Below are 26,763 nucleotides of genomic sequence, written 5' to 3' on the forward strand. Positions count from 1 at the left end.
ATACTAGAATTTTGGAGGTTATTACGATGGCTATTACAGCAAGCATGGTAAAAGAGTTAAGAGAACTCACAGGTGCTGGTATGATGGATTGTAAGAAAGCACTTACAGAGACAAACGGTGATATGGATGCCGCTGTGGAAGTACTCAAAAAGAGTGGTGCAGCTAAGGCTGAGAAGAAAGCAGCAAGAATTGCAGCAGAAGGTATCGCTAAGGTTGCAATTGATGGTAATACAGCAGTAGTTGTTGAAGTTAACTCAGAGACAGACTTCGTTGCAAAGAATGCAATTTTCCAGGAGTTTGTACAGGCAGTTGCAGATAAGGCACTTACAGTAGATACAGAAAAGGCCGGAGATGGCGAAGACGTTGTTTCAATCCTTGATATGAAGGCTGATCTTGATGATAAGATCCTCAAGATCGGTGAGAAGATCTCCATCAGAAGATTTGAGAAGGTTACAGCAGATGTTGTTGCTTCTTATATCCATGGTGGCGGAAGAATCGGTGTTCTTGTAGCCGGTAACGGTGCTTCAGATGATGCAGCTAAGGAAGCACTTACAAACATCGCAATGCAGATCGCAGCTATGAACCCACAGTATATCTCAAGAGACGAGATCTCAGCAGATGAGCTTGCTAAGATGAAAGAGATCACAATTGACAGTGCATTAAATGATCCATTCTCACTTCCAAAGCCGGTTCTTTCCAAGTTGATCGAGAAGGCTGTAGCCGGTGTATGGAGCGCAGAAGATGTAGCTATCTACGAAGAGAAGAAGTCAAACATGAACTTCTTACCTAACTTCCTTTCAAAGGAAGCTAAGGCTCAGTTAGCAGAGATCGCTTGTGCTGATAAGGAAGAGATCTCAGGCAACAAGATCTTCTCAGGACTTGTTGAAGGACGTATCTCTAAGCAGATGAAGGAAATCTGTCTTCTTGATCAGGGATATGTTAAGGCTGAAGATGGCAAGCAGACAGTTGCAGCATACCTGAAGTCTGTAAATCCTGCTCTTAAGATCGCTAAGTTCGTTCGCTTTGAAGTTGGTGAAGGTATGGAGAAGAAGAACGAAGACTTCGCAGCAGAAGTTGCTAAGCAGATGAATGTATAATTTTATTTGTTGAATTATAATAAAGAATTTCAAGCCCTTGAAAACATTATGTTTTCAAGGGCTGTTTTACAAATACGCAAAAAAGAAGCGGAGAAGATAACGATTATGAATGATACAGGGAATAAGCAGAAAATATTAAGATTACTGGAAATTGTAGCCGGTGCATTTGGTCTGTTTGTTGCTTTGGGCTGGTCTTTCTTTGATATGCTTGTTCGTTGCAAAGGAAAAAAACGACAGAAGAAAAAGAAATGGTTTCAACTGTCTCATATAAAGAAAAATCATCCAAGAGACAAATACGAAAAGGAATATGAAGAAGGAAAACTGTGGTGTGCTGAGCAGCAGATGAAGGATTGCTTTATCAGAAGCAGAGATGGACTGTATCTGCATGCTTATTATCTTCCGACAAAAGAAGCGAAACGTTTTGTTGTGTTAAGTCATGGATATAAAGGTAGTGGCTTTGGCGATTTTGCATATACAGCACGTTTCCTTCATGAGAATGCGTGTAATTTATTGTTTATTGATCAGAGATGCTGCGGTTTGAGCGAGGGTGAATATATTACATTTGGTGCAAAAGAGCAATGGGATGTACAGCAATGGAGTTATTATATTGCTGCAAGAAACAGAGAGAAGCTCCCAATCTATCTTTATGGAGAATCCATGGGGGCTGCGGCGGTGCTTATGGCTTCAGGACATAAACTGCCGGAAGAAGTGAAAGGCTTGATTGCAGATTGTGGATTTTGCTCGATGAAGCGTCAGCTTCAGGATATCGCAGCTAACTGGTTCCATTTGGGCTGGGTAGAGCTGCTTTTGTTCCGTGTAGATCTGTTTTGCAGGATGTTTGGCCGATTTCGTATGAGTGATGCTGACACGATAGAAGCAATGAAGAAAAATAAACGTCCGGTTTTGTTTTTTCATGGGGAAGCAGATACCTATGTAGTTCCGGAGAATTCTTTATATAATTATGCATTATGCGGTGCTCCCAAAGAACTGGTCATTATACCGGAAGCACGGCATCTTTGCGCGCCATATGCAGCTCCGGAGCTTTATCGACAAAAGCTGCTTGATTTTTTTGAAAAATATGATAATTAAAATAGAATCACCGGAAGTAACAGGATCCCTCTTAAGCAGATAAGGTAAATGCCGAATCTGTTTAAGGGGGATTTTTATATCAGGATAATTCTGATCTATAGATTACTTTTAAAGTTTCGGTCAATTTCATGTAAAGTGTTTGTTAAGTTGTACAAGGGGTGGAATTCAAAAATGAAATGTGATAAGTTCACAAAAGAATAAAGAATACAGGAGGTTATCCATGATGATGAAACAGTATCCCTTAACAGCAGCACAAAAAATGCATGATGACTGGATAAAAAAATATAAAACACAGCAGGTGTCCGGTGTCAGTGTGGTGGCATCTTTAAAAGCAGAACTGGATTTCGGACTTTTAAAAAAATGTATTCAGTTGGAATATGAGAGATATGGATGTATGCGTATTCGTTTTACGAAACGTGATAAAAATGGTGATGTGAAACAATATCTTACTGAAAAAGAAACCCGTGATATTCCTTTAAAAGACTTATCAGGAATGCATATGGAAGAAGCAGACAATCTAATGCAGCAGTGGGCATATGAGACATTTGACGGAGATGATATTCCGCTTTGCGATATAGTGATGGTAAAACTGCCGGATGGATATAATGGTTTCTTCATCCATATGGATCATAGATTGATTGATTCCTGTGGACTGGTTGTGATGATCAATGATCTGATGCAGTTATATACGCATTATAAATTCAATACACCATATCCGCAGAAGTTAGCTGATTTTGAGGAAGTGCTGGTTAAAGATCTGAATCGTGCAAATAATGAAAAACGTTTTGCCAAAGATAAAAAGTTTTGGGATGATCAGCTGGATGCATGGGGGGAACCCCTTTATTCTGATATCCAGGGTTTAGATGTACTGGAAGCATCAAGAAAGTTACATAGGAATAAAACACTCAGGGCTGCCGATATAGAATTAGATCAGTTGTTTGTGGCAGTAAAGGATTATCAACTGGAGCCGGAGCCAACGAAAAACCTGATAGATTTTTGTATGAACCATCAGCTTTCAATGACAAATCTGTTGTTACTTGGTATTCGTACATATCTGTCAAAGATGAATCATGGACAGGAAGATATTACGATAGAAAACTTCATTTCAAGACGGTCTACCCATGATGAATGGACCTCTGGTGGTAGTCGGACTATTATGTTTCCATGTAGAACTGTGATTTCGGCAGATACTGATTTCCTGTCGGCAGCATATGAGATTCAGAATATGCAGAATCGGATCTATATGCACAGTAACTATGATCCGGCGTTGATCAGAGAGGAAATGCAGAAACGATATCATACACCGAAGAATACAGCCTATGAAAGCTGTTACCTTACTTATCAGCCGATGCCGGTAAAATTGGATAATCCTCATCTGGTACAAATTCCACAGCATGCAAAATGGTTTGCAAATGGTGCAGCTACAAAGAAAATGTATCTGACAGTATCTCATACAGATAATGGAGGTATGAATTTTTCATATCATTACCAGACCGCACATTTGGCAGAACATGATATGGAATTGTTATATTATTATATGATGCGGATATTGTTTAAAGGAATCGCGGAACCTGATATGAGTATCGGAGAAATCATGGAACAGGTATAAAATAAAACATATAAAGGAGAAATTATTATGACACAGGAAATGCAATTTAAGAAAATCATAGCACAGTATTGTGATGTTAAGCCGGAGGAGATGACAAACGATATGAAGTTCAGAGAAGATCTGGGCTTTAGTTCGCTTGATTTTATGTCTTTCTTGGGAGAAATCGAAGACACATTTGACATTGAACTGGAGGAAGATGACGCACTGCATGTATTCACAATTGTAGAAGCACTTGATCTGTTAGAGCGATTACAGCAGGAAACTGTATAATCAGAGAATATAAGTATATGATCGCAGTAAGTATGTGCGGAGGTATAATAAGATATGTTGATTCGTGATATTTTGGAAGAAAGCGAAAAAAAGTTTTCAGAAATAAAGGCAGTAAAATGGTTGAAGAAAAAGGAGATCCGTGATAGAAGCTACCGGGAGCTGATGGAGAATGCCAAGTCTGTCAGAAAAGGATTGTGTGAGGAAAGCTTTCAGGGAAAGCATATAGCATTGATCGGTAGTAGTTCTGTGGAATGGATAGAAGCTTATCTGGGAATTATAACAGGTCAGGCAGTAGCCGTTCCTCTTGACGCAGGACTTCCGGCAGAGGATCTGATAGATCTTCTGAATCGTTCAGATGCAGAAGCACTCTTTTTAAGTCCTAAAATTCAGACCTTGTCGGAACGGATACTGGAGGAATGTCCAAAACTGAAAAAAATCTGGATATTACAGGAAGAAAACATCGAAACAAATCAGAAAAAAGTTGCATCTGTAGCGGAATTAATGATGTCAGGTATAAACGGTACAGATGATTTTGCAGCACCGGATCCGGAAGATATTGCTACGATTATTTTTACCTCCGGAACTACAGGAAAAAGTAAAGGTGTTATGCTGACACAGAGAAATCTGGCAGAAAATGTAAAATCCGTTAATTATACTGCAGAGCCCGGAACCATAGTATTAAGCGTTTTACCGATTCATCATGCATTTTGCCTTGTTATGGATTGGCTCAAGGGTTTTTCCTTTGGAGCAACGGTATGTATCAATGATTCTCTGTTGCATATGGTAAAAAATATGGGCGTCTTTCATCCTGATATTATGCTGATGGTACCTTTGATGGTAGAAACAATCTACAAACGTCTTTCGGCAATGAACCCTTTGATCCCAAAGAAAATAGTTGCAGCCAAGGCATTTGGGGGAAAGCTGAAAACAATATTTACAGGTGGAGCACATCTGGATCCGTTTTATATTGAGAAATTTGCAGAATATGGTGTAAATATTTATGAGGGATATGGAATGTCGGAATGTTCGCCTGTTATCAGCAGCAATGTACCGGAAGATCATAAGACCGGTTCTATAGGACGACCGCTTTCCAATGTTGAAATTTCTTTTGAGGATGGCGAGATTCTGGTACGGGGCAGCAGCGTTATGAAGGGTTATTATCAGATGCCGGAAGAGACTGCTGAAGCCTTAAGAGGTGGATGGCTGCATACGGGAGATAAAGGATATCTGGATAAAGACGGATTCTTATTTATCAATGGAAGGATAAAGAATCTGATCATTCTTTCAAACGGAGAAAATATATCACCGGAGGAAATAGAAAATAAGCTGGCTCTTGGAAAACTGGTGGGAGAGGTGATTGTGACAGGAGAGAACAATGGTCTTATTGCAAGAATCTATCCCGATCAGGATGCTGTCTCGGCAAAACGGATGAACGAGGAAGCAATCAGATCAGAGCTTCAGGCATTTATCGACAGTTATAATAATACGCAGCCGACCTATCGTCGGATTACGGGGTTGGTTATTCGTAAATATCCATTTATCAAGAGTGCAACTAAGAAGATAAAAAGGCAGGAAGTTCTGATTGATGAAGCACCTTAAGACAGATAAGGAAGTATACCTGTGAGAAATGACTGTGTCAGTATCCCGGCAATGATTTCTTCGGAACTCTCAAAATTTTCTCTTGTCCATTTATGGAGAACACCCAAGGTACTGCCAATACTGCATGCGATCATATAGGAGACCTCTTCTTTGGAGTGCATGGAAGGCGTTGTTTTCCGGATGGTATCTGTTACATAGCGGTGGAACATAGTTAAAGCCTTTTCAAAGAATTCATCACCTCTCGGACTCCGGAGAATATTTGCCAGAAATGGATTCGTTTTGGTATAGTTACAAATTGTCAGAAAGAAAGATTTGCATATATCCTGATTATTTTCAGGATGAAAGTCTTCCATGAGGGTGAAAATATCCTGGATAGTTTTATCTTCAACAGCAGTTATAAGAGCTGGAATATTTTCGTAGTGGTTATAGAATGTACTGCGAACAATTCCGGCTCTTTTTATGATGTCTGTCACGGTTATTTTATCTATTTCTTTTTCTTTTAATACCAATAAAAATGCATCACAAATGGTATCTTCAATAAAGCAGTAGCGTTCATCGGATATTTCATGCAACATAGTGGTCTCCTTTCTGATGTATATTTATTTTATCACAGTTTTTATATAACCGGGTAAAAATGTAATGAAAATAGTGCCTTTTTATGTATTTATGTAAAAAAGTTTATAATATCTTTATTTCCCTTACGAAATATGGTAACATATAAAAGTAAATTCGAAAATAGAGGAAAAGCAGATGAAGTACAGATGCGTGGTTTCAGATTTGGACAGAACGATTTTAAGACGGGATGGGATTTCCCATAGAACAAAGGAAGTTCTTGAAAAACTGGCAGATAGCCACGTTATTTTTATTCCGGCAAGTGGAAGATCTGTTTATTCCATTCCAGAATGCATCCGGGAGATTCGGGGTATCCGGTATGCGATCACATCCAATGGGGCAGCAATCTATGATTTATCAGATGATCATTCAGTATATAATTTAAAATTACGACCGGAAGTACCGGAGCAGATATTTGATCTGGTTACGGATAAAGATGTATTCTTTGAATGTTTTATAGACGGTAGAGGATATACATCTGAGATATATTATGAGAATCCAATGAATTTTGGAGAGTCAGAGGATATCAGTGCTTATGTAAGAAGCACCAGAACGCCGGTGCCTGATATAAGGCAGTTTATTTTACAGCATAATACGGAGTTGGATTCGATCTCAATTGTAGGACCGACAGAGAAAAAATACCGTATTATGCATGAATTAACGCAAAATATCCATACTGTTTATGTAACATCCGGAGCGCCGCGGCTGATCGAGATATCTGATCGTCATTCCGGCAAACATAATGGGTTAAAGGAAGTTTTACGATTCCTTGGAATATCAATGGAAGAAACAATTGCTTTCGGCGATGGAGATAATGACAGTGAGATGTTAGCAGAAGCCGGACTTGGAGTTGCGGTTTTAAATGCGACAGAGCGTTGCAAGGAAGCGGCAGATCTTGTGATCGGTGATTATCTGGATGACAGTGTAGCCGATTTCTTAGAGAAAACGGTGCTGTGAGGTACATTCATAAAAAGTGTTTTGACAGCAGGTACGTTTTCTGAAAGAAACAGTGCTGTAACGGCACACAGAGTTTTGATTATAAAGCATGGCGGATATCTGTAATGAGGGGCAGGTAGACAACCAATGCTTTTAATAAGAATAAACAAAAGAAAGGAAGGGAAATATGGATAAATTTTTCCACATTTCAGAGCGCGGTTCTAATGTTCGTACAGAGATTATGGCCGGACTCACAACATTTTTTGCCATGGCATACATTGTCCTGGTAAACCCAAATCAGGTAGCAGCAGATGGTAAGGCTGGATGGCTTGTTGCAGAAGGCGCAAGCGCAGCAGAAGTAGGCAAGGTTTGGAATGCAGTATTTATCGCATCCGTTCTTGTGGCTGTTATCGGTACACTTCTTATGGCATTCCTTGCCAGAATGCCGTATGCACAGGCATGTGGTATGGGACTGAATTCATTCTTCTGTACCTCATTTGTATCCGGTGCATTCTTTGCAGGCTGCAGCGTGATTGAAGGTTATCAGTCAGGTCTTGTTATCATCCTGTTATCAGGTATCGTATTCCTGATCCTGTCTGTAACCGGACTTCGTAAGTACATTGCGACAGCCATGCCGGAATGCCTGAAGAAATCAATACCGGCCGGTATCGGTTTGTTCATCGCATTGGTTGGTTTAAAGGGTTCAGGTCTTGTACAGGCGAATAAGTATACACTGGTACAGATCTTTGATTTCCATGGAGCAATTTCAGGCGCAGAGACACCGGAAGCTGCATGGAAAGCAGTTATTCCACCGGTTGTAACTATCATCGGTATTATCCTGATCGCAGTTCTTGCAAAGTTAAATGTAAAGGGAAATATCGTAATCGGTATCATTGTTTCCACAGTTCTTTATTATGTATTTAATCTGGAGACACCATCTTTTGATGTATCCAGCATCGGTCAGTCTTTCAAAGACTTTGGCGAGATCGGTTTCCTTGGATGCTTCAAGGCGGATGCATGGAGAAATGCATTTGAAAGCCCATATGTTGGTGGCGTATTCTCAGGTATCATGCTGATCGTAGCATTCTGTCTGGTAGATATGTTTGATACGATCGGAACCTTATACGGAACCGCATCACAGGCAAATATGTTAGATGAGAATGGTGACCCGATCAACTTAGATAAGAGTATGATGTGCGACTCTATCGGTACAGCAGCAGGTGCTATTCTTGGTACATCGACATGTACAACCTTCGTTGAGTCAGCATCCGGTATCGCAGCAGGTGGAAGAACAGGTCTTGCAAGTTTAGTTACGGCAGCCTGCTTCGCAGTATGTCTGTTCTTAAGCCCGATCGCAGGTGTGATTCCAACATGTGCAACAGCTCCGGCACTGATCTTTGTAGGTGTATTAATGGCTAAGAATTTCGCTAAGATCGATATGGATGATATGCGTTCAGCAGTTCCTGCGTTCCTTACCTTCCTTATGATCCCATTAACTTACTCTATCTCAAATGGTATCGGTGTAGGATCAATCTCATATGTTTTGATCACCTTATTCACAGGTAACTACAAGAAGAAAGATATCGTTGTAACGATCATCGCTGCGTTATTCGTTGTGAAGTTTATCTTTGTTACAATGTAGGAAGGTATCTTATTTCTAATGAAATGGATTCTTATATTATCATGTAAAAGATACATTTCGTTTTCTGTTCGGTTTGCACGCTCATTAGCCAGCAGTCGCCCAGACTCGTCCTTCGGACTCAGACATGGGCTTGATGCTGGCAGCTAGTGCAAAGCCTCACAACGAAAACTGCATGAACATCTTTGTACATGATAATATAAGTAATCATTTCATAAAGAAATAAGGTATTTTATTTTTGAAACAGGCAATAATTTTTTTGTTGTTGTGCTGCCAAAGACAGAAAACGTCTGCCCTGAAAACTATGTTCTATAAGCAAACCTGTTCGAACGTCGGTCCTTAACGAGTCACCACAGGTGAGGAGTTTAGTACCGTTACGTGAGAATAGAACGCAAGTGTTTTGCGATAGAACATAGTTTTCAGGGCAGACGTTTTCGTCCGTTTAACCATAAAAAATATGCACCAGAGTGGAATCGAACCACCGCACACGGCTCCGGAGGCCGTTGCTCTATCCACTGAGCTACTGGTGCATGACTTATATATAATACAATATTTCCCTGAAATAATCAAATAGTTTCTTGTATTTCTTAATAGTTTTGGTATGTCCTTGCAAAATCAGTTTTGGAATGGTAGAATTTTGTCGATATAAAATATGAAAAGGAGCATAGGAAAATTGAGAAATAAAAAAAGCAGTTTTCTTGGTGATACATATATAAAAACCCAAAACGGAGAAATCGTGATCCGGGCAGGAATGAAAGTCGTAATCGGATGGATAGTATTTGCATTATTGTGTGTCGGTTATGTATATGCATTTTTTATCAGAGAACCAAAGGCTGAGCCGGGCGCAGATAATACTGTCGAGCTTGCGATTCCGGAAAATGCATCATATAAGAAAAGCGATGTTTCAGAGATCAATGATCTGGTGAGTAAGTATCTTACAGCAAAAGTAGCCTGTGATCAGGCAACACTTCAGTCGTTAGTTACAGATCCGACAGAATTTGATGATATGTCAGTGCTGGAAAGTTCTGCCAAATATCTGAAAGGCTTTGAAGATACGACCTGCTATCTTGCAGATGGCTATGCGGAAGGCGAGTATGTAGTGGTCGAATTGTCCTATATGGATATTGCAGATGTAGAATCAAAACCGCTTGATATTGTGACCTTCTATATTATAAAGGATAAGGATGGTTCCTATAAGATTGATAATGGGGAACTGTCAAATGCGCAGCTTTCTTATCTGAATAGCTTTAAGGCATCAAAGGATATTCAGGATATCTATGTTCATGTAAAGGAAAATACAGAATATCTGTTGGATACCGATAAGACATTCCGGGCATTTTATGATCTGATCAGCAAGCCGGCTACAACAGAGAATACTGCAGCTACACCGGAAGATGCACAGTAAATGGAAGGTGTTATCCGGTTTTATAAATAAGAGAAACGGGTTCGGTGTAATTTGGTAGATATGAAGTAATGTAAAAGTTCCGTAAAAGAATCCTTATGGTATGACAGGATTCCGGTACGGAACTTTTCTGCGTTGTTATTTATATAGAAGTTATAGGTGGAAGTGCCGTTATCTGCTTAAATGGCATTTTCTTCATTTTCAGGAGATACAATACCGATGTCGATTCCACGGGTCTGTACCGGAGTGGAGAATACGATCTGTGTTTCTGTATTTCCGAATCGCTGTAGCTGTCCGATAAAAGAATCCAGCTCCATCGTACTTGGGAAGCAGACCTTTATCAACATGGAGTAAGCACCGGTCACGCAATTACATTCCAGCACATTCGGACAAGCATCGATAAAAGGATAAAAAGTCGGTTTCTGTTTCGGATCGAGTGCCATGTGTATAAATGCGGTAATGTGATACCCCAGAGCTTCCGGATTGATGCCTGCATGGTATCCGGTGATCACACCTGCCTTTTCCAGCCGGTCGATTCTTGCGGATACCGCAGGAGAGGAGAGAAATACTTTATTTGCCAGATACTTTAAAGGGGTTCTGGCATTGTGCTGTAATAAATGTAATATTTTCTTATCGATATTATCCATATATTCACGTCCTTTATAAAATGTTATAACTTAAGCTTCTAAATTTAAATACAAAAAAAGGTGCGTTTCCGTAGAAACACACCTTTGCGTTTGCTTTATTATACGTCGGGAAAAGAGAAAAAACAAGCCCCGAAATTGAAAAGTTGTAATTGTTTACTTTTAATGGCCAGAATGGTATGATTAAAAAGATATGGTTATAAAGAAAACAGATAAAAAAGAGCGGCGAGAAAGCTGTAACAGAGAGACAGAACAGGAAGGGTCATGATATGGCAGAAGGTATTCGAATCAATAAATATCTGAGCGAAGCTGGTATTTGTTCCAGACGTGCTGCAGATGAATATATATTAAAGGGCAGGATCACAATAAATGGGAAGCCTGCGGAGATGGGACAGAAGATAGAGGCAAATGACAGGGTAATGGTTGATGGAAAGCCTGTAAGAAAGCGTGAAGAGACAGTTATTCTTGCATACAATAAACCATTGGGACTGACCTGTACGGCAAGTCATGATGATCCGGATAACATCTTCGATCATATAAAGTATCCGATCCGATTGCAGTATGTAGGAAGATTAGATAAGGATTCACAGGGATTGCTGCTTCTGACAAACGATGGAGATCTGTCAAACAGTATCCAGAAGTCAGTCAATAATCATGAGAAGGAATACCGTGTCCGCGTGAATAAGCCGATCACGGATGAATTTTTAACACAGATGGCGGCAGGTGTTCCGATTCTTGATACGGTGACAAAAAAATGTCGTCTGTATAAGATCGATAATTATTCCTTTAAGATCATAATTACACAGGGGCTGAATCGCCAGATCCGTCGAATGTGCGAATACTTTGGATACAAGGTCGTAAATCTGAAACGGCTTCGAGTGATCAATATTCGTCTGGGGAATCTGAGACCGGGTGAGTACCGCCATTTGACAAAGGAAGAAGAAACAGAACTCAGACGTTTAGTGGAACGAAAAGAAGAAGTAAAAACAAAGCGGGAAGAAGCACAGCCGGATAATAAAAATGAACAGAATGTTGTTGGAAACAAGAGGTATGTCAGTTGGAAAAGAGAGACAGGATCAAAGAATTAGTTGAAAAACTGAATGAGGCATCAAAGAAATATTATCAGGAAGATACCGAGATCATGAGCAATCTGGAATATGATGCCTTGTATGATGAACTGGTAGAACTTGAGAAAGAGACAGGAATCGTAATGTCGAACAGTCCGACGGTTCATGTCGGATATGAGATTGTAAGCGAGCTTCCGAAAGAGGTTCATGAGCATCCAATGCTTTCTCTGGATAAGACCAAGAGTGTGGAAGCACTGGCAGCATGGCTTGGCACACATCAGGGTGTGATCTCATGGAAGTTAGATGGTCTTACCGTTGTCCTTACCTATGAGAATGGTACGCTTGTAAAAGCAGTAACCAGAGGAAATGGTTTAGAGGGCGAGGTTATAACGAACAACGCAAGAGTATTTGCAAATATTCCGAAAGAGATTCCATATAAGGGTAAGTTGACGATCCGTGGAGAGGCAGTTATCAAGTATTCAGATTTTGAGAAGATAAATGAGCAGATCGCAGATGCAGATGCAAAATATAAAAACCCGAGAAACTTATGCAGCGGCTCTGTCAGACAGCTGAATAACCGAATCACAAAAGAGAGAAACGTGCATTTCTTTGCCTTTAATCTGGTGGATGGAGAAGATGTGGACTTTAAGAATTCCTTTTCCTATGAATTAGACTGGCTGGAGCAGCAAGGCTTTGATGTCGTAGAGCATTATCTGATCGATGCTGATAAGCTTCCGGAGCGTGTTGCCCAGTTTGCAGAACAGATCGAGAAGAACGATTTTCCATCGGATGGTCTGGTACTGGTGTTAGAAGATCTTGCATATGGAAAGAGTCTCGGTAGAACAGCGAAGTTCCCAAGGGACAGTATGGCATTCAAATGGGCGGATGAACAGGCAGTGACCCATCTGCAGTATGTGGAGTGGAGCCCTTCCAGAACGGGACTTATCAATCCGGTTGCGGTATTTGATCCGGTGTCCCTTGAAGGAACAACAGTCGGCCGTGCAAGTATCCATAATGTCAGTATCCTTCGGTCGTTGCAGCTTGGGATTGGAGATGAGATCTCGGTCTATAAGGCAAATATGATCATTCCGCAGATTGCCGAAAATCATACCAGAAGTGGAAATGTACCGATCCCGGAATCCTGTCCTGCCTGTGGTGGCCTGACAAAGATCGTGACGGAGGGAGAGGGTGTAGATCAGGTAGAGACCCTTTATTGTACCAATGAATTCTGCCCTGCAAAGAAGTTAAAATCATTTGCGCATTTTGTATCCAGAAATGCAATGAATATTGACGGCCTCTCAGAAGCCACGATTGATAAATTTATCGAACAGGGATATCTGGATCATTTGGATGATCTCTATCACATGAATCGTCATGAAGAAGAGATCGTTGAGTTGGAAGGCTTTGGAGAGAAGTCTTATGCGAAGCTGATCCAGGCTGTTGATACATCCAGACATACAACGATGAATCGCTTTGTCTATGGCCTTGGAATTCCGGGTGTCGGAGATGCAACAGCGAAGCTGATCTGCAAACATTTTAAAAATAACCTGGATCAGATCATGCATGCGGATGTAGAAGCATATACAGAGATTGATGGAATCGGAACAGTGATCGCGGAGGAAATTGTAAGATATTTTAAAAATCCGTCGAATTGTGCTATTATAGATAAGTTACTTCATGAATTAGAGTTTGAAGCAGAGACCGAGACTGTACCGCAGACACTTGCAGGTATTACCTTTGTAATAACCGGAAGTCTGGAGCAGTTTGCAAACCGGGATGAGATGAAGCAGTATATCGAAGACCGGGGTGGAAAGGTAGCAGGTTCCGTATCATCAAAGACCGGATATCTGGTCAATAACGATGTGACCTCTACGTCTTCAAAGAATAAAAAAGCACAGAGTCTGGGAATACCGATTATTTCAGAGACACAGTTTCTGGAACAGTTTTCCTGAGAATATAGAAACAGATAAATGGCAGTTGAAACAGAAAGGACTTGATAGAAAATGCCAATTAGAGTAGACGATGATTTACCCGTAAAGAAAATACTGGAGGATGAGAATATCTTCGTGATGGGTTCAGACAGAGCCATCCGTCAGGATATCCGTCCGCTTGATATATTGATATTAAATCTGATGCCTTTGAAGCAGGATGCAGAATTACAGCTTATGAGAAGCCTGTCAAATACACCGCTCCAGGTGAATATTTCCCTGATCCGTACGATGACATACGAATCAAAGCATGCGCCGAAGGGACATTTGGAACGGTTCTACACTGATTTTTCCAGCATCAAAGACAGAAAATGGGATGGATTCATCATCACGGGAGCACCAATCGAGAAGATGGAATTTGAAGATGTGGAATATTGGGATGAATTAAAAGAGATCATGGACTGGTCAGAGAAAAACGTAACATCCACGATCCATATCTGCTGGGGCGCGCAGGCAGGTCTGTACTATCGGTACGGGGTGCAGAAGCATGAGCTGGATAAGAAATTATCAGGAATCTATATGCATCATACCTTCCACAGAAAGACACCGCTTGTTCGTGGGTTTGATGATATCTTCTATGTACCGCATTCCAGATATACAGGTGTCGATAAAGATGAGATCGTAAAAAATCCGCATCTGGAGATCGTAGCGGAGTCCGATGAGGCAGGACCTTATCTGATCATTGGCGATGAAGGAAAGAATATTTTCGTAACAGGACATCCGGAATATGATATTCTGACGCTGGATAAAGAATATAAGCGTGACCTTGCAAAGGGGCTGAATCCCGATATTCCGGTAAATTATTATCCGGACAACGATCCGAGCAAGACACCGATCAAATCCTGGCGTTGCCATGCCAATACTTTATATGCAAATTGGCTGAATTATTATGTCTACCAGATAACCCCATATCTGTGGACAGAGAAGAAAGAAAACAAATAATATCTCCACAGCTAAAGACATTGTTATATTTTGTGATTTTCGTATTGCTTTTCGGGCAGATGGAGATTACACGGAGATTTTACATGATTATATGGAGATGAAACAGATGAAAAAACAAATGAGACTATTGCTGTGTTGCCTTATATTTGTATTGATGGCATCCGGTGTGTCATTTACCGCAGAAGCAGCAACACCAAAGAAAACGAAACTGACGCAGGACGAGGAAACACATACATTTTCAAATGCAAAGGATGGATCATTCCGGTATGATTATGCTGTAAAGTCTGATTATTACAGAGGCGTGGCGGTCGATGAGAGTACAAAGATCCGTTATATGCTGATCGATTACGGTGACAGATTATGGGCAGTTGTAGCAGATGGAGACAGTGAGTGGACCGGTTCCTATGATACTTCTTCTTATCTTGCCAATATGTCCATAAGCTTTAAGCCATCTACAACGAAGACGGTACTTCAGATCAAGAAGAATAAGACGGGAAATAAATATCTGGAAAATGGCTTTTATTATGCAGATGATTATTCGATCCTGACAACCGGATTTTCCATGGATACTTATTATATCAATGGGGCAAAGGCAAAGGGCGTAAAAGAGATCGACGGTGTTTATTACTTCTTCCAGAAGGGAAAACAGGTGACAAAGACCGGTTGGTACCAATCTGGCAAGACATATGTCTATGTATCAAAGAAGCAGGTGAAATATCGTTTTAACGGTCTCGTTTGTTATCAGTACAAGGCAAGTGGTAAGAAGCGTGTTACAAACAAGTTTCTTACGATCAATGATGTAGAGTATCGATTTGATAAAGCCGGGAATCTGGAACAGGGCTTTCAGGAAATAGCCGGAGAGTATTATTATTTTCAGGATGGACGCGCAAGAACCAACTATTATAAAAAAGTTGGAAAATACGGCTATTATTTTGGAGCGGACGGAAAAGCGGTAAGAAATACATGGGTGAAGCATAAGAAGATAGATCGCTATTTTGCGGCAAGTGGTCATAATACCAGAATCTTCTATGCGGCTGATTATACAAAGGCAGATAAAGCCGGAAGATATATGCTTTATAAGAACAAGAAATGGTCATATGCGGCAGATGGAATCCATAAGATCAATGGGGTATATTATTACTTTAAGAAGTCGAAGCTTGGAACAACGTCCTGTTGGTATGATAAGAATGACACAACCTCTTATTATATGAAGAAAGGCACGGTTCTTTACAAACGTGTTTACAAAGATAATACATATAGATTTTATCAACTGATAAATAACAAATGGAAGAAAGCAAAGAATATCTGGACTCCTGCAAAGAAAGGCGAGATTCATTATTATAATGAAGATGGAGTGCTGCAGTACAAGTATTTTACCGAAAAATATAAGACCGGTGCTTATCAGAAAACAATGTGGTGTCATAACACAGATACAAACAGATGGCAGAAAATGAAGAATATGCTCGTGTCATACAAAACAGATTATTACTATGCCGGTTTGGACGGCAGGCTGTTAACAGGGGAAGGCTGGCATACGATAGATGACTGGTCAGCAGTGTATACAGATGCTGCAGGCAAAGTGTCCAAGTATATATATTATGATGCGGAGCAGGATTGTTCTGTCTATAAGCAGGGAATATATCTGAATGAACCTGTGACCGGGCTTGTAACAGTACAGATAAATGGTAAAGATGTATACTATCTGATCGGTGAAAGCGGAACCGCAACGACCGGTAGTCAGGAGATCGGTAATTATATCTATGATTTTGATCGTTATGGAAGAGCATATACAAGACGGCTTGAGGGCACACTCTATTGGAATACCGATGAATGGATGGCACGAGTGATCAATACATATCTCGGTAAGACAAATATCCCATGTAATGTATTTGCCGATCAGGCATATGCACTTGCCGGCGGAGATAATCCTATTTTTAAGTTGGCTGTGAAATATACAGATGAGGTGACAGGTGGTATTATTCTGGATCGTATGTATACAGGAACGGAATGGGGCGGTACTGCGACGATTTCAGCTAAGCTGACACTTTCAGATGGTACGAATTGGTTAGAACCTGATTCGGTTGTACTGAATTCGAATGTAACACCATTTTCATATGATGCACTTACTCCGGGAGATATGATCATATATTATAAGGGTAAGAATAAAGAAGCCAGCCATGTATCGTTATATCTTGGTAAATTTGAAAATGCACAGGCAGTAAAGGATTATCTTGTGAAGATAGGAATATCCAAGAAGAAAGCAGAAGCTTGTGTAAAAGACTGGGGTACTTATTATGGAAATGACGGAACCTACTGGTGTATCCATGGCGGCATGGGAAAGACGAGTCAGGTGTATATCAGTAACAGCGTCTATTGCATACCAGCTTCTAACAATACAAATACATATGCAAGAAAGATTGTAAATGTTATTGATTAAAGAATATATGTAGTTTTATGTTATATTTTAGAAAAAGCATTAGATGACAGATTTGTTGATGTTGTGTATAACAGACAACATCGGAAGTCTGTATCTAATGCTTTTTATTAGATTGGAATTATAAAGTACAGACAAAAGGGGAGGGACATTTACTCCTCGGAAGATAATTCTTCCCATTGTTCATACAATGTGTTCAGCTCTTCTTCTACGGAGTTTCGTTCTTTCGTCAGATCATTTAACAGTGCAACATTTGTTGCATTTTCAGGAACCAGAAATTCTTCATCAATTTCAGCCAGATGATTTTCAAGCTGTTCGATCTTGTCTTCCAGTTTTTTCAGATCATTTGCTTTTTTACGAAGTCTTGCCTGTTCGGCTTTGTTTTCCTTCCAGGAGAGCTTTGCCTGAGATTCCGGCTGCTTTTCTTGAGAGACAGTATCAGAAACCGGTGCAAATGCCTGCTTTCCGGTGGAAGCCGGCTGGACTCTGTGACTTTCGTAGTAATCATAGTTTCCGATATAATTCGTCAACTTCTTGTCCTTTAATTCGATGATCCTTGTTGCTGTCTGATTGATAAAATATCGATCATGAGATACATAAAGGACTGTTCCCGTATAGCTTCGTATCGCTTCTTCAAGGATCTCCTTGGATGTGATATCCAGATGGTTGGTCGGCTCATCGAGAATCAGGAAGTTTGCAGATGAGAGCATCATTTTAGCAAGGGATACACGACCTTTTTCGCCACCGCTCAAGTCAGCGATCCGCTTGAATACATCCTCTCCGGTAAACAGAAAGGCGGCAAGAACATTTCTGATCCTGGTATTGGTCAGGTCAGGGTAGGCGTTGCTGATCTCGTCAAATACAGTATTGTTCATATTCAGGACCTGATGCTCCTGATCGTAGTAACCGATCTTGACACGGGAGCCTAAGATTACGGTTCCGGCATCCTTTGGAACAAGCTTGTTGATGATCTTTAAGATCGTAGTCTTACCGGTTCCGTTTCCGCCGATCAGGGCGACATGCTCACCTCGTTTGATCTCCATATTCAGATCGGAGAACAGATTATACTGTTCAAATGCTTTGGACAGTCCTTCGATCGTAAGTACATCTTCACCGCTGATAACGGATGGTTCCAGTGTCAGCCGCATCTCGCTGTTTAATTCGGTTGGCTTGTCCAGACGTTCCACACGGTCTAACATCTTTTCACGGCTTTCTGCCCGCTTGATCGATTTTTCACGGTTGAACTGCTTGAGCTTTGTAATAACTTCTTCCTGATGTCTGATATCTGCCTGCTGGTTTAAGTAGGCTTTCATCATATTTGCCCGGATCTCAGCACGTTTTTGAGAGAAGTAGGTATAGTTTCCGTTATATACGGTGCTATGACCACGATCGAGTTCTACGACCTTTGATACGATCTTATCCAGAAAATAACGGTCGTGGGAGACGAGGATCACACTTCCCTGATAGCCTGTCAGAAAGGTTTCAAGCCAGCTGATCGAATCCATATCCAGATGGTTGGTCGGCTCGTCCAAGATGATGATGTCCGGTTTTGTAAGCAGAAGTCTGCCGAGAGAGAGACGGGTTTTCTGTCCGCCCGATAAGGTATCGGTATGACGATCGAAATCTTCTTTGGAGAAGCCAAGTCCCCTTAATACTCCGGTGATCTCGCTTTCATAGGCGTATCCGTTTTTATATTCAAATTCATGGGTATAACGATTATAGGTCGAGAGAGCAGCGTTCAGTTCATTACCGGTCAGTGTTGTCATATCCTGTTCCAGTTTGCGGATCTTATCCTGAAGCTCGATCACGGGCTTCATGGCATCCTCCATCACGCCGTATACCGTATCGTCATAGAAAATATCCTGATGCTGGGAGAGGTAGCCGATCGTACGGTCTTTAGATAACACAATCTGCCCGGAGTCTGCTTCTTCTTCCTGCATAATGATCTTTAATAATGTTGTTTTGCCTGCACCATTGATACCAACAATCGCCATTTTCTCCTTATCTTCAAGATGAAAGGATACATTATCGAGAATTACGTTGGTTCCGAATGCTTTACTTATATTTTGACAATCGAGAATCATAAGATTCCTCCTACTTATTTTCTTGTATCTTGTCAGATCTCATAACATTATATCGGTGTGTCAGGAAATAAGCAATATCCAATGAAATAGATTTTTAATAAACGGGTCCGATTTTCACATAAAATTTAGAAAAAGGTTATGCCATAAAAATTGACTGACAAGGGAATAAAATGGTATCATAATAGTGTATTTTTGTGCGTTTTTTACGGGTGAAAGTTATTTGAAAAGCAGGTGGTTACATGGAACGTAATAATGAGTCTTTTGCACTGATCAGTGACAAAGATATTCAGGAATTGAATGATGTAAGAACGAAGCTGGAACAGACATTGATGACGAAGCTCAGAAATGCCGGAATCTATTTTCACAGCATGTCGAGAGTAAAGACACTGACGTCATTACAGCGTAAGTTAGATACAGGAAAATATGGCACGGGAAAAGATGATAAGAAGATACAGGATCTGATCGGTATCCGTATTAATTTATTTTATACAGAAGATATCAGGATCAGTGAAGCACTGCTCGAAGACACCTTTATGGTAGATAATTGGTCAAAGACAGCATGGGAAGAGAACCGGTTTGAAGCCCAGAAGTGCAATGGTGTATTTAAGATCCCAAGCAAATATCTGATCAATATATCCGATCAGTTGTGGGAGCAGCCGTTTGACCGGACCTTTGAGGTTCAGCTCAGAACGGTTCTGTTTGAGGGTTGGCATGAGATCGAGCATGAGATGCGGTATAAGTATAAAATGGATGAAGGCTTCGATGATAACAGAAGCAGTCTGTGGGACGGACAGGAGAAGGATGCCCGCATGATGAACAGTATTATCGCAAACCTAGAGCTGTGCGACTGGTCAATCGTGCAGATCTTCGATAATCTGGCCAGAGACCAGTATATCAAGAAAAACTGGGAAAATGCGATCCGAAGCAAATACCGGTTAAAGATTACACAGGATAAGATCAAGCCTGAGGTCCGTGCATATTTTGATGAACATCCCGAGGTGGTAGAGAAGTTCTGGGCGGTATCCAAGCAGCAGCTTGTAAATATTCTGCTGAATAAAAAATATCAGAAGGTATTGTCGCCGAATAGGGTAATCTACCTCATTAATAAAGAAGTGGTAAATGACGAATTCATATCAGCACAGCTTGACAGAGAACAGTTCGGCAGGGTGTTGAACAAGGAGATCAAGCAGGAGATCCGGCCGCTGGTATCGGATCTGGTATTTGACCAGACGATACGGATACGGGATGACGGATTTGACCGGGCAAGTGAGATCATATACGAATGGGCGTACCAGCATATCTCCCTGATATTTGGACAGATGCCAAAAAAAATGGAGTCTGTTTCTTATGAAGTGATGGGGTATAAGTTAAAGGTTGTTGCAGAGAAGGAATATTTTCTAATGGATATGCAGACGATCAGCAATGAAGAAGCCGGTATGATCTGGCATGTGGTTGCAGAACTCCGAAAAGAAAGCGATGGATTGTATCTGACCTGCCGTCATATCTGTGAGAATATCTATTCCAGAGAGCGTCGGTATAATCGACCGAAGTTTATGCGGGATATATTTAATCAGGTCGGATTCCTGGATGCGGGTGTATTTATGGATGAAGACACCGAAGCGGTTCCGATATCCGCGGGCCAACTTAAAAATCTTCTTTCGCATGATGGTAGAAGCCTTCCGGTGATCCTTGTAGATAAGCCGGAGCAGATTCCGGATTGGGCGCAGGATTTTGACGGATATACGATCAATGCAGAGGTTCTCTGTAAATCATTAGCCGGTATCTGTCATGTGTTCCTGGGAGATGAGAGCTGCATCAGCCGGATGCAGGAGATCTATGGAAATGAAAGTATTGATGGTGCAGTGTTCTACTGGGGCAGAGACGACGAAAGCCCTACGATATTTACACAGGAAGCTATCCGCAGAGCCTGTTTTGAGGAGGTAAATCACAGCGTCGATGAAGACGAGGAATACGAGAAAGCTTTCCGATATCGACTGCGAGAACTGGTCTGTCAGGAATTCCATTAAAAACCGGGTTGCAAAGATCAGAAAATGGATGTATGATTTGAGCGGAACAAATTTGAATGAAGTGGAGACAATATACAAATGGAAATCAGAGATATAAATGAAATACGGTCAGCGATTAAGTACATGGACTACAAGCCTGTAATGCTGGCAAAGTTTTATGATATTAAGAGCTTATTGTTCAAGGAGATCTTAGAGAACGAAGACTATTACAAGGTTGCCAGCATATTACCGAATCCGGGAAATGACAACAAGATTGTAAAATGTGTCAACATTCTGGATAAGAAATATATGGCAGGACGTGAAGTTGTAGACTGCACGAAGACACCGGGAGCAATACCGGCCGAAGCAGCAGAGGTTCTGAAAAGCATTCGTGCGACGGAAGATCCTGTATCCGTAAAGCTTTCCTTCGGTAAAGAAATGAAAGCTGAGGTATATATGAATATTCCAAGAGGTAACAGCCTTACGATCTCAGATATGACGATCACACCGGAGACAGAGCTCACAGTGATGAATCTGTATAATACATATTATACAGAGGGCTTTACACTTGCACTTCACTTTGATGATTTTGCAGTTGCAATCGAGCCATCTGCTTTAGACGGAATTAAGGGTCAGGGTGATGTATTTGTCTATGTGATGACGAAGAATGCCATTTATAAAGATTTTGGAAGCAGATATTTTGATGTAGCTGCGATCCTGAAATATTACAGAGGATAGAAAAAGCTGCGGAGCGAGGAGCTTTGCGGACAGAGACAAAAAGAGAGCTGGAACCGTGGTCGGCAACAGCTCTTTTTATTTACACGGGTGATGTTCCTGTGAATAAGTTTGCAAAGTGCGTTTAAGCCTGTAGTGGCTGTTATATATGGAGGAATAAATGCTTTGAAGAATAAACTTGCATTATTATCAGGCATATTGTGTATCGGGCTGGTAATTGCGTTTATCTTTTATACCGGAAAGGATAATCAGAAAAAAGAAGGGTATACGACGACCGGATTTGCCATGGGAACCGCAGTTACGGTATCGGTCTATTCGGATCAGGGCAGACAGGATGCGGATGCAGTGATTGACTGTGTAAGCAGACTGGAGCGTGAACAGATCTCATGGCGGATAGAAGGCTCAGAGGTATACCGTGTGAATCATGAATATAAGGCAGGAGAGCCTTATGAGATAAGCTATGACCTTGCATATGCGGTCTTACAGGAAAGGAAGGTAAGCGAAGCGGGGGATGATCTGCTGGCACTCACGATCCGACCGTTAGCATCCTGCTGGGGTATCGAAGACGGAAAGAAGCAAGTACCGGAGACTCAGAAGATAGAAGAAGCCTGTTCGGCAGTTGACGATTCGAAAGTGCATATCGTAGATGAACAGGGGAAAGAGCTGACACAGGTAAGTGATCTTTCAGAGAATGGAACATGGTATGTGCTGTTTGATGAAGCAGGCTTAAGCCTTGATTTCGGTGCGATGGGAAAAGGTATTGCCTGTGACCGGGTGGCAGAAAACCTTGAAGAAAATCAGGTGGAAGGCGCTTGTGTGGCAGTCGGCGGCAGCGTCTTATGCTACGGCACAAAGCCGGATGGTTCCGGTTTCCGGATCGGTATTCGAGATCCGAGAGGAACTGAAAATGATATGATGGGAACCATAGAAGTCCGGTCAGACAAGCATCCGGTCTATATATCAACATCCGGAGATTATGAGAAGTATTTTATTCAGGATGGAAAACGGTATCATCATATCTTAAATCCAAAGACCGGATACCCGGCAGACACCGGAACGATATCAGCGACAGTGATCTGTGAAAGCGGAGCATTAAGTGATGCCTTATCAACGATGTGTATTCTGCTTCCTGTGGATCAGGCACTTAAGCTTGTAAAAAGCTTTGACGCAGATGCGATTCTGATTGATGAGGATAAGAATATACATATGACAGAGCAGGCAGGAAAACAGTTCACGATAACAAATGGAGACTATAAAGTAAAATGATAAAAAAAAGAGATATCATTCTGGCACTTATGATGATCCTTTTAGGAATTGTTGGTTATGGAGTTATCCGGCTGGGTCAGAAAAAAGGCAGTCAGGTTGTTATATATGTAGATCAGAAAGAAATCGGCAGATATGATCTGGATACAGATACCACGAAAGAGATTCAGACCGCAAAAGGAACGAATACGCTGGTGATAGAGAATGGCATGGCGTATGTAACAGATGCAGACTGTCCGGATCAGGTATGTATTCGTATGGGGAAGATATCGAAGACCGGAGAGAATATTGTCTGCCTGCCGCATAAGCTGGTGATTCAGGTGGAAGGTGATGTTGGACAGGAATCAGAATATGATAATCGATAAGATCCGTTCATAGTATAGCAGGAAAGGGATAATAGAAAGAAAAGATGGGCCAGAAACAAAAAACTTCCCAAAAAAAATCTACAAATAGAAAGAGACAGAAAAAGACGCACAACAGCGCAGGAATGATAGCACAGCTTGGAATGTTTATTGCGGTTGCAATGGTGTTTTCATATATCGAATCCTTTATCCGAATCGATATCGCGGTACCGGGAATCAAGATCGGACTTGCCAATATTGTAACTATTGTAGTGCTGTGCAAGCTTGGACTTGCGGATGCGGTTTTGGTATCCGCGCTCCGTATCTTCCTGTCGTCTTTATTATTTGGCAATTTTACCGTTATGATATACAGTCTTGCCGGAGCAGCAGTCAGTATGCTGTTTATGTGGATCTCCGTTAAACTCGGATTCTTTTCAACAACGGGAACGAGTATTCTTGGAGGTGTCGGACATAATGTCGGTCAGCTTATCGTTGCATATCTGGTGATAAAGAATCAAAATATCCTGATATATGCTCCGTTTTTACTGGTCTCCGGAACGATCGCGGGAGTTCTGATCGGTCTTGCGGCAGCATTTGTCATACGGGCGGTTGGCGGTCAGATTGGCAAGTTTTAGGGTTGTTTTTGACCCTGTGAAGTATTATTATATGATTAGTTTTTCTCGATAACAGAGAATGAATTGATAAGAATAACGAGAGAAAGAGGTATGCAGATGGGTTTATTAACTTTTTCGGGTGGTATTCATCCATATGAAGGCAAAGATCTAACAAAAGACAAGCCTGTCAGAGAATATCTTCCAAAGGGAGAGTGTGTTTATCCGCTCAGTCAGCATATAGGTGCACCGGCTGTTCCGATCGTAAAGCGTGGCGACCGTGTACTGGTAGGACAGAAGATTGCAGAGGCGGGAGGATTTGTTTCGGCAAATATCCATTCTTCAATCTCAGGAACGGTAAAAATGATCGAACCGAGGATGACAAATGGCGGTAATAAAGTAAATTCAATCGTAATAGAGAATGACGGTTTATTTGAAACGATTGATTTCTCTGAGAATGTGAGAGATCTCTCTACACTCTACAGAGAAGACATCAAGGATATGATCAAGGAGGCAGGTATCGTCGGAATGGGTGGTGCAGGTTTCCCATCTCATGTAAAGTTGTCGCCGAAAAATGAAGATGATATCGAATATATCATTGTAAACGGTGCGGAGTGTGAACCGTATCTGACATCTGATTACAGAAGAATGTTAGAGGAGACAGAAAAGCTGATCCTTGGACTTCAGATCTGTGTAAATCTGTTTGATAAAGCAAAGGGAATTATCGCGATCGAAGACAATAAGCCGGAAGCGATCGCAAAGATCTCCGAGCATCTGGCTGATAACGATAAGATCGAGGTAAAGGTCTTAAAAACCAAATATCCACAGGGCGCGGAACGTCAGTTGATTTATGCAACGACAGGAAGATATGTGAATTCCAAGATGCTTCCGGCAGATGCGGGCTGTATCGTACATAATACAGATACGATCGTTTCCATCTATGAAGCGGTGATCGAGGGTAAGCCACTGTACACCAGAATCGTAACGGTTACAGGTGATGCTATCGTTAATCCATGTAATCTGCTGGTTCATAATGGTACAAGCTGTCGGGAGATCATAGAAGCAGCAGGCGGTTTTAAGGATGGCAAGCTGCCGGAGAAGATCATTGCGGGTGGACCTATGATGGGTAAAGCGATGTTCTCACTCGATGTTCCGGCAGTAAAAGGACTGTCGGCACTTCTTTGTATGACACATGATGAGGTTCAGGACTGGGAGCCATCTGCATGTATCCGTTGCGGAAGATGCGTGGATGTCTGTCCGGGAAGAATTATTCCGTCAGATCTTGCAAAATATGCAGAGCATGGCAATATAGATGCATTCTTAAAACATGATGGTATGGAATGCTGTGAGTGTGGCTGTTGTTCTTATGTATGTCCTGCCAAGAGACATCTGACACAGACAATAGCAGGAACTAGAAAGAACATTCTGGCAAGTAAGAAGAGGTAGGAGGTGGAGACATGGAAGAAACAACATTGAAGATTTCCGCATCTCCGCACGTCAGAGATCGGAAAACGACATCATCCCTGATGCTGGACGTAATCATTGCGTTACTGCCGGCGAGTGTGTTTGGTGTATATAATTTTGGAACAAAAGCATTTGTGCTGATCTTAACCTGTATAGCATCCTGTATCTTTTTTGAATGGGGTGTGGAAATGCTCCTGCACAGGAATAGTACTGTAAAAGATTTCAGTGCAGTCGTAACAGGCCTGCTTCTGGCATTGAATCTTTCACCGGAGGTTCCGGTATGGATGGCGATACTCGGAAGCGCATTTGCTATTATTATAGTGAAGCAGTTATTTGGTGGTCTGGGTCAGAACTTTATGAATCCGGCACTTGGAGCCAGATGTTTCCTGTTAATATCATTTGCGGGAAAGATGACTACATTTACATATGATGGAGTCACAACAGCGACCCCACTTGCGATATTAAAGAGTGGCGGAACAGTAGATGTATTAGATATGTTTATCGGAAGAATCGCAGGTACGATCGGTGAGACATCTGCAATCTGTCTGTTGGTCGGTGGTTTATATCTGATTATTCGTAAGGTGATCAGCCCGATCATCCCATTCGTTTATATCGGAACATTTTCTGTATTTATATTCCTGTATTCCCTTGCTTCCGGTATGGGCTTTGAGCCATTATATCTGGCAGCGCACCTTTGCGGTGGTGGTCTGATGTTAGGTGCTTTCTTTATGGCGACCGATTATGTGACCTCACCTATTACGAAGAAGGGCAAGGTTGTATTTGGTATTATCCTTGGACTCCTGACCTTCCTGTTCCGAATCTATGGCGGATCGGCAGAAGGTGTATCCTATGCGATCATTATTTCGAACCTTCTTGTTCCGTTGATCGAACGGTTTACACAACCGAAGTCATTTGGTAAGGGTGCTGAGCT

General features: G+C 41.4%; 21 protein-coding genes, 1 tRNA gene and 1 pseudogene. 19 read left to right on the forward strand and 4 right to left on the reverse strand.

From position 1 onward, the window contains the following. Positions 1–26: 26 nt before the first annotated feature. The 5 genes from tsf (at position 27) to LK416_03400 (ending at position 5,664) form a co-directional block, all read left to right on the forward strand. The gene (gene tsf / locus LK416_03380; GenBank protein UEA75242.1) at positions 27–1,097 is read left to right on the forward strand and encodes a translation elongation factor Ts; all 1,071 of its coding nucleotides are present in this window, start codon (positions 27–29) and stop codon (positions 1,095–1,097) included. Between the two features lie 105 nt (positions 1,098–1,202). Next, positions 1,203–2,186 (forward strand): alpha/beta hydrolase, encoded by a 984-nt coding sequence (locus LK416_03385; GenBank protein ID UEA75243.1) that lies wholly within the window; start codon positions 1,203–1,205, stop codon positions 2,184–2,186. Between the two features lie 220 nt (positions 2,187–2,406). Then, positions 2,407–3,795 (forward strand): condensation domain-containing protein, encoded by a 1,389-nt coding sequence (locus LK416_03390; GenBank protein UEA75244.1) that lies wholly within the window; start codon positions 2,407–2,409, stop codon positions 3,793–3,795. 27 nt (positions 3,796–3,822) lie between these two features. Beyond that, entirely contained in the window at positions 3,823–4,065 is a 243-nt protein-coding gene (locus LK416_03395; protein ID UEA75245.1) for a phosphopantetheine-binding protein, read from the forward strand. A 54-nt stretch (positions 4,066–4,119) separates the two neighbouring features. After that, positions 4,120–5,664 carry an AMP-binding protein gene (locus tag LK416_03400; GenBank protein ID UEA75246.1) on the forward strand — a complete coding sequence of 515 codons (1,545 nt, stop codon included), beginning with the start codon at positions 4,120–4,122 and terminating at the stop codon, positions 5,662–5,664. On the opposite strand, the gene LK416_03405 is transcribed toward LK416_03400, so the two are convergent. Then, on the reverse strand, positions 5,661–6,239 hold the full coding sequence (locus LK416_03405; GenBank protein UEA75247.1) for a TetR/AcrR family transcriptional regulator: 579 nt from the start codon (positions 6,237–6,239) through the stop codon (positions 5,661–5,663). The genes LK416_03400 and LK416_03405 overlap by 4 nt on opposite strands. 175 nt (positions 6,240–6,414) lie before the next feature. On the opposite strand from LK416_03405, the gene LK416_03410 reads away from it, so the two are divergent. Together LK416_03410 and LK416_03415 are read left to right on the forward strand one after the other, a co-directional pair. Continuing rightward, positions 6,415–7,233, forward strand: coding sequence for an HAD family hydrolase (locus LK416_03410; protein UEA75248.1), 819 nt, complete (start codon positions 6,415–6,417; stop codon positions 7,231–7,233). Between the two features lie 166 nt (positions 7,234–7,399). Further along, complete coding sequence (locus tag LK416_03415; GenBank protein UEA75249.1) at positions 7,400–8,854, forward strand: NCS2 family permease; 1,455 nt, start codon at positions 7,400–7,402, stop codon at positions 8,852–8,854. 455 nt (positions 8,855–9,309) lie between these two features. Here LK416_03415 and LK416_03420 read toward each other — a convergent pair. Continuing rightward, a tRNA-Arg gene (locus tag LK416_03420) sits at positions 9,310–9,381 on the reverse strand. Positions 9,382–9,524: 143 nt separating this feature from the next. On the opposite strand from LK416_03420, the gene LK416_03425 reads away from it, so the two are divergent. Next, positions 9,525–10,256: a hypothetical protein gene (locus tag LK416_03425; GenBank protein ID UEA75250.1), complete on the forward strand. Its 732-nt coding sequence runs from the start codon at positions 9,525–9,527 to the stop codon at positions 10,254–10,256. A 176-nt stretch (positions 10,257–10,432) separates the two neighbouring features. Here LK416_03425 and LK416_03430 read toward each other — a convergent pair whose 3' ends face one another. Further along, positions 10,433–10,900, reverse strand: coding sequence for an Lrp/AsnC family transcriptional regulator (locus LK416_03430; protein ID UEA75251.1), 468 nt, complete (start codon positions 10,898–10,900; stop codon positions 10,433–10,435). A 266-nt stretch (positions 10,901–11,166) separates the two neighbouring features. On the opposite strand from LK416_03430, the gene LK416_03435 reads away from it, so the two are divergent. The 4 genes from LK416_03435 (at position 11,167) to LK416_03450 (ending at position 17,331) form a co-directional block, all read left to right on the forward strand. Beyond that, on the forward strand, positions 11,167–11,985 hold the full coding sequence (locus LK416_03435; protein ID UEA75252.1) for a pseudouridine synthase: 819 nt from the start codon (positions 11,167–11,169) through the stop codon (positions 11,983–11,985). Continuing rightward, positions 11,955–13,916 carry an NAD-dependent DNA ligase LigA gene (gene ligA, locus LK416_03440; protein ID UEA75253.1) on the forward strand — a complete coding sequence of 654 codons (1,962 nt, stop codon included), beginning with the start codon at positions 11,955–11,957 and terminating at the stop codon, positions 13,914–13,916. The genes LK416_03435 and ligA overlap by 31 nt, the downstream gene beginning before the upstream one ends. A gap of 51 nt (positions 13,917–13,967) precedes the next feature. Continuing rightward, the gene (gene metA, locus LK416_03445; GenBank protein UEA75254.1) at positions 13,968–14,894 is read left to right on the forward strand and encodes a homoserine O-succinyltransferase; all 927 of its coding nucleotides are present in this window, start codon (positions 13,968–13,970) and stop codon (positions 14,892–14,894) included. Positions 14,895–15,000: 106 nt separating this feature from the next. Continuing rightward, on the forward strand, positions 15,001–17,331 hold the full coding sequence (locus LK416_03450; protein ID UEA75255.1) for a hypothetical protein: 2,331 nt from the start codon (positions 15,001–15,003) through the stop codon (positions 17,329–17,331). Between the two features lie 149 nt (positions 17,332–17,480). Here LK416_03450 and LK416_03455 read toward each other — a convergent pair whose 3' ends face one another. After that, positions 17,481–19,412 carry an ABC-F family ATP-binding cassette domain-containing protein gene (locus LK416_03455; GenBank protein UEA75256.1) on the reverse strand — a complete coding sequence of 644 codons (1,932 nt, stop codon included), beginning with the start codon at positions 19,410–19,412 and terminating at the stop codon, positions 17,481–17,483. Positions 19,413–19,651: 239 nt separating this feature from the next. Between LK416_03455 and LK416_03460 the strand changes: the two genes are divergently transcribed. The 7 genes and pseudogenes from LK416_03460 to LK416_03490 all read left to right on the forward strand — a co-directional run bounded on the left by LK416_03460 (position 19,652) and on the right by LK416_03490 (position 26,761). Then, positions 19,652–21,439, forward strand: coding sequence for a hypothetical protein (locus LK416_03460; GenBank protein UEA75257.1), 1,788 nt, complete (start codon positions 19,652–19,654; stop codon positions 21,437–21,439). Positions 21,440–21,517: 78 nt separating this feature from the next. Then, a complete protein-coding gene (locus LK416_03465) occupies positions 21,518–22,156 on the forward strand; it encodes a hypothetical protein (GenBank protein ID UEA75258.1) in 639 nt (212 codons plus the stop codon). A 162-nt stretch (positions 22,157–22,318) separates the two neighbouring features. Further along, on the forward strand, positions 22,319–23,419 hold the full coding sequence (locus tag LK416_03470) for an FAD:protein FMN transferase (GenBank protein ID UEA75259.1): 1,101 nt from the start codon (positions 22,319–22,321) through the stop codon (positions 23,417–23,419). Continuing rightward, entirely contained in the window at positions 23,416–23,781 is a 366-nt protein-coding gene (locus LK416_03475) for a NusG domain II-containing protein (protein UEA75260.1), read from the forward strand. Before LK416_03470 ends, LK416_03475 begins: the two co-directional genes overlap by 4 nt. A 44-nt stretch (positions 23,782–23,825) precedes the next feature. Next, on the forward strand, positions 23,826–24,392 hold the full coding sequence (locus LK416_03480; protein ID UEA75261.1) for a Gx transporter family protein: 567 nt from the start codon (positions 23,826–23,828) through the stop codon (positions 24,390–24,392). Between the two features lie 96 nt (positions 24,393–24,488). Then, positions 24,489–25,814, forward strand: a complete 1,326-nt coding sequence (rsxC, locus tag LK416_03485; GenBank protein UEA75262.1) for an electron transport complex subunit RsxC — start codon at positions 24,489–24,491, stop codon at positions 25,812–25,814. A gap of 11 nt (positions 25,815–25,825) precedes the next feature. After that, positions 25,826–26,761: pseudogene (locus LK416_03490) on the forward strand (RnfABCDGE type electron transport complex subunit D). Positions 26,762–26,763: the final 2 nt, after the last annotated feature.

The organism is Lachnospiraceae bacterium GAM79, from assembly GCA_020735665.1.
In the GTDB taxonomy this organism is placed as follows: domain Bacteria; phylum Bacillota; class Clostridia; order Lachnospirales; family Lachnospiraceae; genus Coprococcus.